The organism is Ruegeria sp. D3, assembly GCF_056534465.1.
In genome coordinates this window covers 148827-162126 of record NZ_JBQFPK010000001.1, presented here as the reverse complement: position 1 = coordinate 162126, position 13300 = coordinate 148827, and the positions used below count along the sequence as shown (strand labels likewise).

The window sequence follows — 13300 nt, the reverse complement described above, 5'->3', positions numbered from 1 at the left end:
ATTAAGACAGAGAACCGAATATATCCCCGAGGGTCACTCATGTCCGATACGATCATCGCCCGTTGCGAAGCCAAGGGCCTGCGCATGACAGGTCAGCGTCGTACAATTGCACAGGTGCTGCAACAAAGTGAAGATCATCCGGATGTCGAAGAACTGTATGCCCGCGCTTCAAAGGTCGATGCGGGGATCTCCATCGCCACGGTCTATCGCACTGTAAAACTGTTCGAAGAGGCAGGGATTCTGGAGCGCCTGGAATTCGGCGACGGTCGCGCGCGCTATGAGGATGCTGAACGGGATCACCATGACCACCTGATCGACATGCAAACAGGTCAGGTCATTGAATTCGTAGACCCCGAGATCGAAGCGCTGCAGGAAAGGATTGCCGCCAAGCTGGGGTATAAGCTGAAAGGCCACCGACTGGAGCTTTACGGCGTTCCGCTGGAACAAGACTGATTCATCACGAATCCCGAACGATGATCGCACGCGAATTCATGTTTCTCGCGTGGATATCTCTTGCCTGAGTGATGGGCTTGCGATTTCTGTGAAGGGGCGGGCAGCGCTTTTCTGACGGAACGGATCATGAATAACGTAAACGGCATTCTATTGGTCGTCGGCGCAATGGCGGCCTTTGCGCTTGAGGATATGTTCATCAAGCACCTGTCGGTGTCAGTTCCGACCGGTCAGATCATGATTCTTTTGGGCGCGGTCTGTGGATTGGTCTTTGCCATTATGGCAGTTGGCACACGCAAACGGATCTTTGACAGGGTCGCATGGCGCCCTTTGCCGCTAGTCCGCGCAGGCAGCGAAGGGATAGGCGCGATTGCTTTCGTGACCGCGCTGGCTCTGGTCGATTTGTCCACGGTGGCTGCGGTATTTCAGGCCATGCCGTTGGCTGTGACTGTCGGGGCGGCGCTGTTTCTGGGGGAACAGGTCGGCTGGCGCAGGTGGAGCGCGGTAGGCGTTGGTTTCGTCGGGGTATTGATGATCATCCGACCGGGGCTTGAAGGGTTTCAGCCCGAGACCCTGTTAGTCGTTATTAGCGTTGTTTGCATTGCCGCGAGGGATCTGATCACGCGTCGATTGGATGCCGACATTGCGTCGTCGGTTGTGGCTCTGCAGGCTTATATCGCGGCGATTTTGGGTGGGCTGGTGCTTATGGTAGTTCAGACGCAACCGCTTGTCCCACTTGGTTCTGCGCAGATGGCGCCGCTGATCGGGGCCGTCATTTTCAGTGTCATCGGCTACTATGGCATCGTCACCGCTATGCGAGTGGGCGATGCGTCGGCGCTGACTCCGTTCCGCTACACGCGATTGGTTTTTTCGATTGCCGCCGGCATGATCATGTTTGGAGAGCGACCGGACCTGATGACGATTGCAGGGGCCTCACTCATCCTTGGCTCGGGCCTTTACACTTTCCTGCGGGAACGTCGTTTGGCGCGGGATATGGCTGCTGTGGCCTGACGGATCGTCGCAGGTTTGCGCAAACACCTGCCGTGAATCATGTTAGCGATAACATGCGTGGTTTACTTTTTGCCTCGTGATGCTATGAGGCGTGCAACTTATTGCAGCCACAGGGACGGGCCTCATGAGCACGATTATCGACATCCACGCACGCGAAATTCTGGACAGCCGGGGCAACCCGACGGTCGAGGTGGACGTGATCCTGGAAGACGGAACCATGGGCCGGGCGGCTGTGCCCTCGGGCGCGTCCACAGGGGCTTATGAGGCGGTGGAAAAGCGCGACGGTGACAAGGCGCGCTATATGGGCAAGGGCGTGCTGGAAGCGGTTGCTGCCGTGAATGGCGAGATCGCCGAGGAACTGGTGGGTTTTGACGCTACTGAACAGGTTGCTATCGACCAGGCGATGATCGAACTGGACGGGACCGAGAATAAGGGCCGTCTGGGCGCAAATGCTATTTTGGGCGTGTCGCTGGCCACAGCCAAGGCGGCGGCGGATTTTACCACCCAGCCTCTGTACCGCTATGTTGGCGGCACCTCTGCCCGCGTTCTGCCGGTGCCGATGATGAACATCATCAATGGTGGCGAGCATGCGGATAACCCGATCGACATTCAGGAATTCATGATCATGCCGACCTCGGCCAGCAATATCCGCGAGGCGGTGCGCATGGGGTCCGAAGTGTTCCACACACTGAAAAAAGAACTGTCCTCAGCCGGTCTGGTCACCGGTGTCGGCGATGAAGGTGGCTTTGCACCCAACATTGCCAGCACCCGCGAGGCGCTGGATTTCATCCTGAAGTCCATCGAAAAGGCGGGCTACAAGCCGGGTGAGGAAATCCATCTGGCGTTGGATTGCGCCGCCACGGAATACTACAAAGACGGCAAGTACGTGCTGGCGGGCGAGGGGATCACACTGAGTTCCGAGGAAAACGCGGCCTATTTGGCAGCGCTGGTCAATGACTACCCGATCATCTCGATCGAAGACGGTATGTCTGAGGATGACTGGGACGGTTGGAAAGCCCTGACCGACGCCATCGGCAACGAGGTGCAACTGGTGGGTGACGACCTGTTCGTGACCAACCCCGAACGTCTGGCCGAAGGCATTGATCGCGGCTGCGCCAACTCGATGCTGGTCAAGGTGAACCAGATCGGCTCGCTGACCGAAACGCTGCGCGCCGTCGATATGGCGCACCGTGCGCGCTACACCAACGTGATGTCCCACCGATCGGGCGAAACCGAGGACGCGACCATTGCCGATCTGGCCGTAGCGACGAACTGTGGTCAGATCAAAACCGGCAGCCTCGCGCGCTCGGACCGCTTGGCCAAGTATAACCAGCTGATCCGCATCGAAGAGTCACTGGGTGAGGTGGCCGAATACGCCGGGGCGTCGATCCTGAAGCGCTGATCAGCGTAATACAGATAAATCTGACCCGGTCTTTCAAGGAAGGCCGGGTTTTTCATTTTGAAACCCGAATCCTGTGGCAACTAGAGAGCTGTGTGCCTTTAGTCGCACGACCGAAGTACGCTGCCGGGCCGTTCTTGTTCGCCTCAAAATTGCAGTCAGGTGACGCTAGGTAAAGATTCTTCAATTATTTCTAGAAAAATTGTGCTTCGATTCTAATCCCTTGGCAGAAGATTGAGGCCATAACCCCAATTATGTGTGAACTTTTACCTATTAGCGAGACCCTGCCGCCAAGTATCTTGGAGGAACTACAGAAAAGGAGAATACCATGTCAGGTTCGAAATTCCTTCTCGCGGTTTCGTTGATCGGTACTGTTTTCATGGCGGCCTGTTCGGCGCCCGGAGTGTACCCAATTTCAGGTCAGTCGGTCTCGACTTCCGACCCCGTGAAGAACATGGATTCCCCCACCTATATGTACAGCGGTGAAATGCGCTAAGGCGCGTTCTCCGGGGGGCTGAACAAACAATTGCTATCAGAGCTTTTTGCTCATCAAAACATACCGATCGCGCGGTTTGAAGCCAGTGCGCATATACAATTTCTGCGCGGTTTCATTGGTGCGGTCGACCTCAAGATGCAAAGCGGTTAGCCCGGCTCCGGCCAGGGCTTTCGGCAAATCTAACAGGACTTCTGTGGCGATGCCGCGCCTGCGCACTGCGGGGCGGATGTAAATCTCGTCGATGAAGGCATCCATGCCGCCGAATTCGATTGACCAGCCGAAGGTCAGTATGACGTAGCCAAGCGGCGCACGGGCAGGGCCAATCAGGTAGACGCAGCCATGTGGAATGCCCTCAAGCAGTGGTGCCAGTGCTGCGCGCCTGTGATCGGTATCTTGGTCGATGCCAGCTTCGGCGTGGAATGCCGAGACGAGACCGATCAACCTGTCCAAATCCTCGGGGCGGGCGAGTTTTAATGCTGCGCTCATAGTCTTGCCAGCCTTTCGGTGAGCAGGTCAAAGAACCCCTGCGCGTCGACGTCACCCATGAACATGGCGTTTGCAGGGCGATCTGTGACGCGCCACCAATCGGCTACGGTCATCCCCAGTGTCAGCTCCGATTGGGTTTCGATCTCGACATTGATAAGGCGACCCGAGAACAGTTCGGGGCGGATCAGATAGGCGGTGACGCAGGGATCGTGCAGGGGTGCGCCCTCCGATCCGTATTTTTCCTTGTCGAACCGTTCGAAGAAATCAGTCATCTCGGCCACTGCGTGTCCGACCTTGCTGTCCAGCGCGCGGAAGGCGTCGTTGCGGTGTGGCGTGACCAGCGCGTCATGGGTCACGTCCAGTGGCATAACGACGATGGGCGCGCCGGATTTGAACACGATATCAGCGGCTTCTGGATCGACATAGATATTGAATTCCGCCGCCGGAGTGATGTTGCCGACCTCGAAATAGGCGCCGCCCATCAGGATGATTTCCTGTATGCGGTCGACGATATCAGGGGCCTTGGTGAAAGCCGTCGCGATATTGGTGAGGGGGCCCAGCGGGCACAGTGTCACCGTGCCCGGTTCCTGCGCGCGCAGGGTGTCGATGATGAAATCAACCGCGTGCCCTTGGGCCAGCGGCATTTGCGGATCGGGCAGAATGGGACCGTCCAGGCCGGTTTTGCCGTGCACATGTTCTGCCGTAACCAAGGGGCGGTTCAGTGGCCGATCACAACCTGCATAAACCGGCACGTCCGTGTGGCCGGCCAGTTCGCAGACGATGCGCGCGTTCTTGGCGGTCAGCTCAAGCGGCACGTTTCCGGCGACAGCGGTGATGCCCAGCACGTCGATCTCATCCGGGCTGGCCAGCGCCAACAGGATGGCGACGGCGTCGTCCTGACCGGGGTCGGTGTCGATAATGATTTTGCGCGGCATGGGGGTCTCCGAGGGGCTAGAAGCGCGGACACTCGCAAGTGTCACAGCACTTGTCCAGCGGTTTCAGGCCCCGGTGGGCACATCTACCGGCGGGAGTTTGCCATTGGCGCGATGCTCCTCGGTTTTCACCTCGTCCCATAGGGCGTCCATCTCGGCCAGATCGCTTTGGCTGGGTGTTTTACCGCGTTCGGCCAGGCGGGATTCGACCTGTTCAAAGCGGCGGGTGAACTTGGCGTTGGTGCGGCGCAGAGCGGCCTCAGGCTCGATCCCCAGATGACGGCCCAGATTGACGATCACGAACAACAGATCGCCGAATTCATCTTCGAGCGCGTCGGCATCCATGCTGTCGCGGGCCTCTTCCAACTCGGCGGCTTCTTCGGTGATCTTGGCCAACACATGGCTGGCATCGGGCCAGTCAAACCCCACGCGCGCGGCGCGTTTTTGTAGCTTATGGGCGCGCAACAGGGCAGGCAGGTTGGCGGCCACACCGTCCAGTGCGCCTTTCAGTTCCTTTCCTGCACGTTCAGCGGCTTTGATCGTCTCCCAATCCAGAGTCTGTTGTTCAGCCGACTTGTCACGGGATTCGTCACCGAACACATGCGGATGACGCGCGACCATCTTGTCCGACATGGTGCGGACCACGTCCTGAAAGGTGAAATGTCCCGCTTCTTCAGCCATTTGCGCGTGAAAAACCGATTGGAACAGCAGGTCGCCTAACTCTCCCTTCAGCTCGTCATAAGCCTCGCGTTCGATGGCGTCGGCGACCTCATAGGCTTCTTCGATCGTGTAGGGGGCGATGGTGGCGAAATCCTGTTCGATGTCCCACGGGCAGCCGGTTTGCGGGTCGCGCAGGCGACGCATGATTTCCAGCAGACGTTCCATGCCAGCGTCGCTATCGTGGATCAGAGGATTTTCGGCCATTGCGAACCCTTTCGTTCCGGTGTCAGATGCATCCATTCCGCAGTCCTGATCAGGAGTCCACCCCAGATGCCCGTCGTCAACCGAATTGCCGATTTTGCCGCCGACATGACCGCATGGCGGCAGCACCTGCATTCGATCCCCGAATTAGAGTTTCAGTGCCACCAGACGGCAGCTTTTGTCGCCGACCGGCTGCGTGAGTTTGGTGTAGATGAAATACATGAGGGCATCGCTACAACCGGTATCGTCGCAATCATCAATGGGCAGGCCGAGGGGGCGACAATAGGATTGCGCGCCGACATGGATGCGCTGCCGATCCCGGAAGAAACGGGCGTGGACTATGCCTCGAAACACCCCGGTAAGATGCATGCCTGCGGTCATGATGGGCATACTACGATGCTGCTGGGTGCAGCCCGTTATCTGGCCGAGACGCGAAACTTCGCGGGCCGCGCGGCGTTGATCTTTCAACCTGCCGAAGAAGAGGGCGGCGGCGCGGATATAATGGTGCAGGAAGGCATCATGGACCGGTTCGACATCGCGCAAGTCTATGCGCTGCACAATGCTCCAAACCTGCCCGAAGGCGCTTTTTACACCACGCCTGGGCCGATCATGGCCGCGGTTGATACGTTTCACGTTCACATTCAGGGCGTGGGCGGTCATGGTGCCATGCCCCACGAAACCCGCGATCCGGTGATGGCCGCCTGTGGCATCGCTCAAGCACTGCAGACCATCGTCAGCCGCAACCATTACGCGCTGGACGATCTGGTGGTTTCGGTCACCCAAATTCATACCGGGTCTGTCAACAACGTGATCCCAGATACTGCCTATATCAACGGCACCGTGCGCACCTTTGACCCGGAGGTGCAGAAGATGGTGATGGAACGCATGGGGCAGATCGTTGCCGGGCAGGCGGCCTCATACGGGGTTGAGGCCGAGCTGGATTACGAGGTCAACTATCCCGCCACCATCAATGATGCCGGCAAGGCCGGATTTGCCGCTGAGGTGGCCCGCGAAATCTCGGGCGAAGGGCTGGTGGTCGAAAACATGACCCGCAACATGGGGGCTGAGGATTTCTCGTACATGCTGAACGCGCGCCCCGGCGCGTATCTGAATCTGGGGCAGGGCGAGGGCGCCGGGTTGCACCATCCTAAATACAACTTCAACGACGAAATCGCGCCTGTAGGGGCTTCGTTCTTTGCGCGGATCGTCGAAAAGGCACAGCCGCTGGGCTGACAAGGAAAAGACATGGGACTGGAAGACGCAAAAACTCAGGTGGATGAAGCATTCACCAACCCCGATCTCAAGGGGCTGTCGTTCGAGAATACGTTTGGCGGGGCAACCTCATTCCTGCGGCGGCTCTATACGAAAGATCTGAAGGGCGTGGATATCGCCGTGACGGGCGTGCCGTTCGATCAGGCCGTTACCAACCGCCCCGGCACAAGGCTGGGTCCGCGCGCCATGCGTGAGGCGAGCGCGCTGCAGTCGCCAGACGCGCCCTATGGTTGGCCCTTTGATGCGCTCAGCGAGCTGGCCATCGTGGATTATGGAGATATGGCCTATGACTATGCCAATATTCCGGCCTTTCCCGATACGCTCACAGATCATATCCGCACCATCCTGAATGCCGATGTGGCCTCGGTCGCGTTGGGTGGTGATCACTATATCAGCTTCCCGATCCTGAAGGCTTATGCCGAAAAATACGGGCCGATGTCGCTGCTGCAATTCGATGCGCATACGGACACATGGGCCGACGATGATATGTCGCGGGTCGACCACGGGACAATGTTCTACAAGGCCGTAAAATCTGGGATCGTGGACCCGAAACGCTCGGTTCAGGTGGGTATTCGTACCACGAACGAGGACACTTTGGGCGTCAACATCATCGACGCGCGCGAGGTTTACGAATCCGGCCCTGCCGCTGTTGCGCAAAAGATCAAAGGCATTCTGGGCGACAGCCCCGTTTATCTGAGTTTTGACATCGACGGCTTGGACCCGGCCTTTGCGCCGGGCACCGGGACGCCCGTCTGGGGTGGGCTGAGTTCGATCCAAGCGCAGATCATCCTGCGTGACATTGCCGGGATCAACATCAAGGGCGGTGATGTGGTTGAGGTCTCTCCGCCCTATGACACATCGGGCGCGACGGCGATTGCCGGGGCCCACGTGGCGACGCAGATTATTTGCCTTTTGGGGTGGAACAAGCTCATGCCTTAACCATTGGTTAGCCATCTTTCCGGTATCACCTTAACCAAAAGGTCGGACGGGAGAGATACGGGCATGACACAGTTTAACCAACCCATCAGCGGCAATGATCTGGCGCGGTTTTCGGGTCCGAACACGTTCATGCGCCTGCCGCAGGCGGACTCGTTGGCCGGGCTGGATGTGGCCGTGCTGGGCATCCCGATGGATATCGGCACCTCGTGGCGGTCGGGCACGCGGTTTGGTCCGAAACAGATCCGCGCCGAAAGCGCGATGATCCGGCCCTACAACATGGCCAGTTTTGCCGCGCCCTTCGACAGCCTTCAGATTGCGGATATCGGCGATCTGGCAATCAACACGTTTTCGTTGTCCGACAGTTTGAAAATAATATGCGAAAGCTATGACGCGATTCTGGCGCAAAACGTGACACCGGTTGCGATGGGAGGCGATCACTCGATCACATTGCCGATCCTGCGCGCGATTGCCGCCAAACACGGGCCGGTGGCGCTGGTCCATGTGGACGCCCATGCTGACGTGAACGATGAGATGTTTGGTGAAAAGGAAACTCACGGCACCGTCTTCCGCCGCGCCTATGAAGAAGGGCTGATCGTCCCCGACAAAACCTTTCAGATCGGTATCCGAGGCTCGGGCTATTCCGCGTCGGACTTCACCGAGGCCAAGGGCTGGGGGTTCAAGCAGTTCCCTGCGTGGGAACTGTGGCAACAGAATCTGACCGTGATCGGCGCACAAATCCGAAAGGAAATAGGAAAGCATCCGGTTTACGTTTCCTTCGATATCGACAGTCTCGACCCATCCTTTGCCCCCGGCACCGGCACACCCGAGATTGCTGGTCTGACCACCCCACAAGCGTTGCAGCTAATTCAGGCTTTGCGAGGGATGAATGTGGCAGGGTGCGATCTGGTCGAGGTGTCTCCGCCCTATGATCCTACGGGGAACACGGCGCTGACCGCTGCCAACCTACTGTTTGAAATGTTGTGCATTTTACCCGGAGTGACGTGACGGTACGGGGTGTCAAACCTTGCAGATGGGGCGCGTGCCGTTAGTTTGCCCTCAAAGCAAAGGGATAAATGATGAAGATGGTTCTTTGGCTGATCGTAGGGGCGGTGATTGCACTTGGGCTCTACATCCGACTTGCGCCCTCGGACCCTGCGCGCTGGCATTTGGCGGTTGCTGGTACTACGGATGAGGACATGCAAGGTGGGGTCATCCGTATGGTCGAAACTGGGCCAGACGGCCTCGCAAAACTGGACGTGCTAGCACAAGCCACACCGCGCACCACCGTTCTGGCCGGATCTGTCGAAGATGGAATGATCACCTATGTCACCCGTACCCAAGTAATCGGCTTTCCCGACTACACAACGGTTCAGCAGGACGGCGACGTTCTGCGTTTCCATGCCCGTCTGCGCTTTGGGCGTTCAGATTTTGGGGTAAACCGAGACCGTGTTGATGGGTGGCTTGCTGCGCTCCAGCTCTGAGGACAAACACCCTTCCGAAACCTCGCGCCACATCGGGACGTTTAGTGACATCTGGCACTGCGCCATGAACATGCGGCCATCGACTTGAAGGCAGATCATCTGGCCCAGATCCACGCGCGCGCCGGATTTGTCTGTGCAATAACAGTCGCGCACCTTTCCGTCCGGCCCGACGTAGTCCGCCATGGCAGGCACCGCAAACAGCGATAAAACGAAAACCAACCCCTTCATGCCGGCTATCTTAGCACAAGCTCGGCCCTTGACCAAAGCCGCAGATTAGGGGACACCGCCGGGATGATCCCCGAAGAACGCCTTGAGCAGATAACCCAGCGATTCCAGTATCTCGAAGCGGCCATGTCAGATGGTGCTTCGGGTGGGGATATTGCGGCTCTGGCCAAAGAATATTCCGACCTCAAGCCTGTGGTCGACCAGATCATGGCTTGGCGGCAACTGCGCGCCGATCTAACTGAGGCTCAGGCGATGCTGGCTGATCCCGACATGAAGGAACTGGCCGAAGAGGAAATCCCCGATCTACAAGCCCGTATCCCACAGGCCGAACATGCGCTGCAACTGGCGCTTTTGCCTAAAGATGCAGCAGACGCGCGCCCCGCGATGTTGGAAATCCGCCCCGGCACAGGCGGGGATGAAGCCGCGCTATTCGCAGGCGATCTGCTGCGCATGTATCAGCGCTACGCTGAGGCGCGTGGCTGGCGGTTCGAGATTATCGAGGAGCAGGCTTCGGACCTCGGTGGGGTCAAGGAAGTCGTGGCCCATATCAAGGGTGACAATGTCTTTGCCCGCATGAAATACGAATCCGGCGTCCACCGGGTGCAGCGCGTGCCCGAAACCGAAAGCGGTGGGCGGATTCATACATCGGCTGCGACGGTCGCAGTTTTGCCCGAGGCCGAAGATGTCGATATTCAGATCGACGCGAATGACATTCGGATCGACACAATGCGCAGCTCGGGCGCGGGGGGACAGCACGTGAACACCACCGACTCGGCGGTGCGGATCACTCACTTGCCGACAGGGCTGGTTGTGACCAGTTCCGAGAAATCGCAGCACCGCAACCGAGAGATTGCGATGCAGGTTCTGAAAACGCGTCTCTATGACCTGGAAAGGCAGAGGATCGACAGCGAACGTTCGGCGGATCGCGCCAGTCAGGTCGGTTCGGGTGATCGTTCCGAGCGAATCAGGACGTATAATTTCCCGCAGGGCCGTATGACCGATCACCGCATCAACCTGACCCTGTATAAGTTGGATCAGGTGATGCAGGGCGATCTGGATGAGGTGATCGACGCGCTGACCGCCGATGATCAGGCGCGCCTGCTGGCCGAGATGGCCCTATGAACGGTCTGCAAACAGCGGCTCAGGCGATGGTGGCAGCCACGTCTCGCCTGCGGGCTGCAGGGGTCGATGATCCGGCACGTGATGCGCGCGTCCTGCTGGCCCACGCTGCCCGAATCGAAGCCAGCCGGGTCACCCTGATTGCGCCGGAAGAACTGTCGCACGAGGTCTCTGAACGCTATGATCAGCTTGTTTCGTTGCGCGCCATTCGCGTTCCGGTGTCGCACCTTTTAGGCGAACGTGAGTTTTATGGCCGCAGGTTTCGCGTAAGTCGCGATGTTCTGGATCCGCGCCCTGAAACCGAGATTCTGATCGAGGCCGCGTTGAGCGCACCGTTTGATCATCTGTTGGATCTTGGAACGGGTTCGGGCTGTATTCTGATCACGCTGTTGGCCGAACGCGCAAGTGCTTCGGGTGTTGGTGTTGATCTAAGCGAGGCCGCCTGCCTGCAGGCGAGCGCCAATGCGGTTCAACATCAGGTCCAAGCCCGAGCCGAGATACAGCAATCAGATTGGTTTGAGAGCATAGAGGGGCAATTTGACCTTATCGTCTCAAATCCGCCCTACGTTTCGCTGTCAGAAATGAATGACTTGTCACCGGAAGTCCGCGAGCACGAGCCTCGTATGGCGCTGACGGATGAAGGGGACGGGTTAGGAGCCTATCGTCGCATTGCTGCCGATGTCCCGGATTATCTGGTCCCCAGCGGTCGGGTGCTGGTGGAAATCGGCCCGACGCAAGGTCACGCGGTTGCCGCGCTATTTCAGGCGGCTGGGCTGGCAGAGACGCGGATTATTCCCGATTTGGATGGCCGTGACCGTGTTGTCTTGGCCAGAATGCCTGGGTGACGGCACATACTGAGGCTGAAAAGCGCCGATTGATGTAAAAAAGCTGCGAATTTTGGGATAAAGCCCTTGTCTGAACGCGCAGGACATGTTTACTCAGGATTAGTCGGAGAGGTTGACGCTATTGCAGCGCACCCCTGACGCCAAGCCCAAAAAAGTCGACATCGCGTTCCGGCTAAAGCCTTTGAGCAATGCAAGATGCGACGTGATCGACAGTGAATGACAAGGCTGACGAAAGTAGATGAGATCTTCCAAATCCCGCTCGCGGGCCAAGAATAACCGCAATCGTCCTTCTGGCGGCAACGTTGTAAACCGGGTTTTTGACAGCTCGGGGCCGGAAGGCAAAGTGCGCGGCACGCCCCAGCAGATCATTGACAAGTACAACCAGCTTGCCCGCGACGCGCAGCTGTCCAACGACCGTGTGGCTGCTGAGAACTTTCAGCAACACGCCGAACATTACCTGCGTTTGCTGAGCGAAGCGCAGCGTGAAATGGAGGCACGTCGGGAAGAACAGGAACGCCAGAACCGCGAACGGCAGGCCGAACGCGACCGAGAACGCGCGGAGCGTCAGGAACGTGAAGCGGCCCGCCAGGCCGATCCGGCCGAAGCACCGCAACCAGACGTCATGGATTTCAACGCCGAAGCGGCCCCGGAATCCGGTTTGGTGGAAACGCCCGAGGCCAAGGGGTCTGATGTTCCCGAAAAGAAAGAAAAGCCTGCCCGCAAACCGCGTGCCCGCAAGCCCAAACCAGCACCTGCCGCTGAAGAGGCTACTGCCGACAAGGGTGATGCACCTGAGGCGGCCGAGTAGGCCACGTTGAATATGGAATGGAAAGCCCTGGTCAAGTGACCGGGGCTTTTTTGTTTTCAGCCCGCGCGGATTTGGCGCGCCAGTGCGCAGAAGGCTTCTAGTGGGACTTGTTCTGCCCGCTCGGTTGGTTGAATGCCGGCGGCCAATAGGCGGTCTTCGATATCGGAAGCGACCCCTTTCAATGAAGCGCGCAGCATCTTGCGGCGTTGGTTGAATGCGGCGGCGACGACACGCGACAGGGTTGCAGCATCCGCGGGATGCCGAGGTTCGGGCAAGGCGGTCAGATGGACAACGGCGCTTGATACTTTCGGCGGCGGGGTGAAAGCCCCAGGCGGTAAAGACATGGCGATACGCGCATCCGCCCGCCATTGCGCCAGGATGGCCAATCGGCCATACGCCTTGCTGCCGGGTCGGGCAACAATACGCTCGGCCACTTCGCGCTGAAACATCAGAGTCAGGCTTTGCCAGAATGGCGGCCACTCAGGAGGGGTCAGCCAGCGGACCAGCAGTTCGGTACCGACGTTGTACGGCAAGTTGGCTGCAACTCGAATCGGCGGGGTGAGATGCGCCATGGGGTCGATTTCCAGCGCATCACCATTGATGATTTCCAGTCGACCGGGGTAGGCGGCAGCAATCTCGTTCAAAGCTGCGATACAGCGCGTGTCTTTTTCGACCGCCACAACCTTGCGCGCGCCCTCTGATAAAAGCCCACGGGTCAAACCGCCGGGGCCGGGGCCGATTTCGAGAACGTCACAGGCGCTGAGATCACCGGCCTGCCGCGCGATTTTTGCCGTCAGGTTGAGATCCAGCAGGAAGTTCTGCCCCAACGACTTGCGGGCCGAAAGCTGGTGCGCCGCGATGACCTCGCGCAGGGGGGGGAGTGTGTCGATTGCGCTCATGATCCGATTACCGTGGC

At 58.6% G+C, this 13300-nt stretch carries 16 protein-coding genes; 11 read left to right on the top strand and 5 right to left on the bottom strand.

Going from position 1 to position 13300, the window contains the following annotated elements:
* Positions 1 to 39: 39 nt before the first annotated feature.
* From ACR0DX_RS00785 to ACR0DX_RS00770, 4 genes are all read left to right on the top strand, one after another.
* The gene (locus ACR0DX_RS00785; RefSeq protein ID WP_170354411.1) at positions 40 to 453 is read left to right on the top strand and encodes a Fur family transcriptional regulator; all 414 of its coding nucleotides are present in this window, start codon (positions 40 to 42) and stop codon (positions 451 to 453) included.
* A gap of 126 nt (positions 454 to 579) precedes the next feature.
* Positions 580 to 1461 (top strand): DMT family transporter, encoded by an 882-nt coding sequence (locus ACR0DX_RS00780; protein WP_170354410.1) that lies wholly within the window; start codon positions 580 to 582, stop codon positions 1459 to 1461.
* A 124-nt stretch (positions 1462 to 1585) separates the two neighbouring features.
* On the top strand, positions 1586 to 2863 hold the full coding sequence (gene eno, locus ACR0DX_RS00775; RefSeq protein ID WP_170354409.1) for a phosphopyruvate hydratase: 1278 nt from the start codon (positions 1586 to 1588) through the stop codon (positions 2861 to 2863).
* 325 nt (positions 2864 to 3188) lie between these two features.
* Complete coding sequence (locus tag ACR0DX_RS00770; RefSeq protein ID WP_170354408.1) at positions 3189 to 3356, top strand: hypothetical protein; 168 nt, start codon at positions 3189 to 3191, stop codon at positions 3354 to 3356.
* 36 nt (positions 3357 to 3392) lie between these two features.
* Here ACR0DX_RS00770 and ACR0DX_RS00765 read toward each other — a convergent pair whose 3' ends face one another.
* The 3 genes from ACR0DX_RS00765 to mazG form a co-directional block, all read right to left on the bottom strand.
* Positions 3393 to 3842, bottom strand: a complete 450-nt coding sequence (locus ACR0DX_RS00765; RefSeq protein ID WP_170354407.1) for a GNAT family N-acetyltransferase — start codon at positions 3840 to 3842, stop codon at positions 3393 to 3395.
* On the bottom strand, positions 3839 to 4777 hold the full coding sequence (locus ACR0DX_RS00760) for a nucleoside hydrolase (protein WP_170354406.1): 939 nt from the start codon (positions 4775 to 4777) through the stop codon (positions 3839 to 3841). Before ACR0DX_RS00760 ends, ACR0DX_RS00765 begins: the two co-directional genes overlap by 4 nt.
* A 63-nt stretch (positions 4778 to 4840) precedes the next feature.
* Positions 4841 to 5698, bottom strand: a complete 858-nt coding sequence (gene mazG, locus ACR0DX_RS00755) for a nucleoside triphosphate pyrophosphohydrolase (RefSeq protein WP_170354436.1) — start codon at positions 5696 to 5698, stop codon at positions 4841 to 4843.
* A 66-nt stretch (positions 5699 to 5764) separates the two neighbouring features.
* Between mazG and ACR0DX_RS00750 the strand changes: the two genes are divergently transcribed.
* The 4 genes from ACR0DX_RS00750 (at position 5765) to ACR0DX_RS00735 (ending at position 9387) form a co-directional block, all read left to right on the top strand.
* Complete coding sequence (locus tag ACR0DX_RS00750; RefSeq protein WP_170724244.1) at positions 5765 to 6928, top strand: M20 aminoacylase family protein; 1164 nt, start codon at positions 5765 to 5767, stop codon at positions 6926 to 6928.
* Between the two features lie 12 nt (positions 6929 to 6940).
* A complete protein-coding gene (gene speB, locus ACR0DX_RS00745; RefSeq protein ID WP_170354404.1) occupies positions 6941 to 7906 on the top strand; it encodes an agmatinase in 966 nt (321 codons plus the stop codon).
* A 63-nt stretch (positions 7907 to 7969) separates the two neighbouring features.
* Positions 7970 to 8911: an agmatinase gene (gene speB / locus ACR0DX_RS00740; protein ID WP_170354403.1), complete on the top strand. Its 942-nt coding sequence runs from the start codon at positions 7970 to 7972 to the stop codon at positions 8909 to 8911.
* A 71-nt stretch (positions 8912 to 8982) separates the two neighbouring features.
* Complete coding sequence (locus ACR0DX_RS00735; RefSeq protein ID WP_170724246.1) at positions 8983 to 9387, top strand: DUF1499 domain-containing protein; 405 nt, start codon at positions 8983 to 8985, stop codon at positions 9385 to 9387.
* Here ACR0DX_RS00735 and ACR0DX_RS00730 read toward each other — a convergent pair.
* Positions 9328 to 9615: a hypothetical protein gene (locus tag ACR0DX_RS00730; RefSeq protein ID WP_170354401.1), complete on the bottom strand. Its 288-nt coding sequence runs from the start codon at positions 9613 to 9615 to the stop codon at positions 9328 to 9330. The genes ACR0DX_RS00735 and ACR0DX_RS00730 overlap by 60 nt on opposite strands.
* Positions 9616 to 9678: 63 nt before the next feature.
* Between ACR0DX_RS00730 and prfA the strand changes: the two genes are divergently transcribed.
* The 3 genes from prfA to ACR0DX_RS00715 all read left to right on the top strand — a co-directional run bounded on the left by prfA (position 9679) and on the right by ACR0DX_RS00715 (position 12384).
* Positions 9679 to 10734, top strand: a complete 1056-nt coding sequence (gene prfA / locus ACR0DX_RS00725) for a peptide chain release factor 1 (protein ID WP_170354400.1) — start codon at positions 9679 to 9681, stop codon at positions 10732 to 10734.
* On the top strand, positions 10731 to 11576 hold the full coding sequence (gene prmC, locus ACR0DX_RS00720; RefSeq protein ID WP_480844869.1) for a peptide chain release factor N(5)-glutamine methyltransferase: 846 nt from the start codon (positions 10731 to 10733) through the stop codon (positions 11574 to 11576). The genes prfA and prmC overlap by 4 nt, the downstream gene beginning before the upstream one ends.
* Before the next feature lie 238 nt (positions 11577 to 11814).
* Complete coding sequence (locus ACR0DX_RS00715; protein ID WP_170354398.1) at positions 11815 to 12384, top strand: DUF4167 domain-containing protein; 570 nt, start codon at positions 11815 to 11817, stop codon at positions 12382 to 12384.
* Positions 12385 to 12440: 56 nt separating this feature from the next.
* Here the strand turns inward: ACR0DX_RS00715 and rsmA are convergent, their stop codons facing one another.
* Positions 12441 to 13283: a 16S rRNA (adenine(1518)-N(6)/adenine(1519)-N(6))-dimethyltransferase RsmA gene (gene rsmA, locus ACR0DX_RS00710; protein ID WP_170354397.1), complete on the bottom strand. Its 843-nt coding sequence runs from the start codon at positions 13281 to 13283 to the stop codon at positions 12441 to 12443.
* Between the last annotated feature and the right edge of the window lie 17 nt (positions 13284 to 13300).

Bases quoted from the DNA above. Each gene is read 5' to 3' on its own strand.
- ACR0DX_RS00785 (WP_170354411.1), top strand. From the start codon at position 40: ATGTCCGATACGATCATCGCCCGTTGCGAAGCCAAGGGCCTGCGCATG.
- ACR0DX_RS00780 (WP_170354410.1), top strand. From the start codon at position 580: ATGAATAACGTAAACGGCATTCTATTGGTCGTCGGCGCAATGGCGGCC.
- eno (WP_170354409.1), top strand. From the start codon at position 1,586: ATGAGCACGATTATCGACATCCACGCACGCGAAATTCTGGACAGCCGG.
- ACR0DX_RS00770 (WP_170354408.1), top strand. From the start codon at position 3,189: ATGTCAGGTTCGAAATTCCTTCTCGCGGTTTCGTTGATCGGTACTGTT.
- ACR0DX_RS00765 (WP_170354407.1), bottom strand. From the start codon at position 3,842: ATGAGCGCAGCATTAAAACTCGCCCGCCCCGAGGATTTGGACAGGTTG.
- ACR0DX_RS00760 (WP_170354406.1), bottom strand. From the start codon at position 4,777: ATGCCGCGCAAAATCATTATCGACACCGACCCCGGTCAGGACGACGCC.
- mazG (WP_170354436.1), bottom strand. From the start codon at position 5,698: ATGGCCGAAAATCCTCTGATCCACGATAGCGACGCTGGCATGGAACGT.
- ACR0DX_RS00750 (WP_170724244.1), top strand. From the start codon at position 5,765: ATGCCCGTCGTCAACCGAATTGCCGATTTTGCCGCCGACATGACCGCA.
- speB (WP_170354404.1), top strand. From the start codon at position 6,941: ATGGGACTGGAAGACGCAAAAACTCAGGTGGATGAAGCATTCACCAAC.
- speB (WP_170354403.1), top strand. From the start codon at position 7,970: ATGACACAGTTTAACCAACCCATCAGCGGCAATGATCTGGCGCGGTTT.
- ACR0DX_RS00735 (WP_170724246.1), top strand. From the start codon at position 8,983: ATGAAGATGGTTCTTTGGCTGATCGTAGGGGCGGTGATTGCACTTGGG.
- ACR0DX_RS00730 (WP_170354401.1), bottom strand. From the start codon at position 9,615: ATGAAGGGGTTGGTTTTCGTTTTATCGCTGTTTGCGGTGCCTGCCATG.
- prfA (WP_170354400.1), top strand. From the start codon at position 9,679: ATGATCCCCGAAGAACGCCTTGAGCAGATAACCCAGCGATTCCAGTAT.
- prmC (WP_480844869.1), top strand. From the start codon at position 10,731: ATGAACGGTCTGCAAACAGCGGCTCAGGCGATGGTGGCAGCCACGTCT.
- ACR0DX_RS00715 (WP_170354398.1), top strand. From the start codon at position 11,815: ATGAGATCTTCCAAATCCCGCTCGCGGGCCAAGAATAACCGCAATCGT.
- rsmA (WP_170354397.1), bottom strand. From the start codon at position 13,283: ATGAGCGCAATCGACACACTCCCCCCCCTGCGCGAGGTCATCGCGGCG.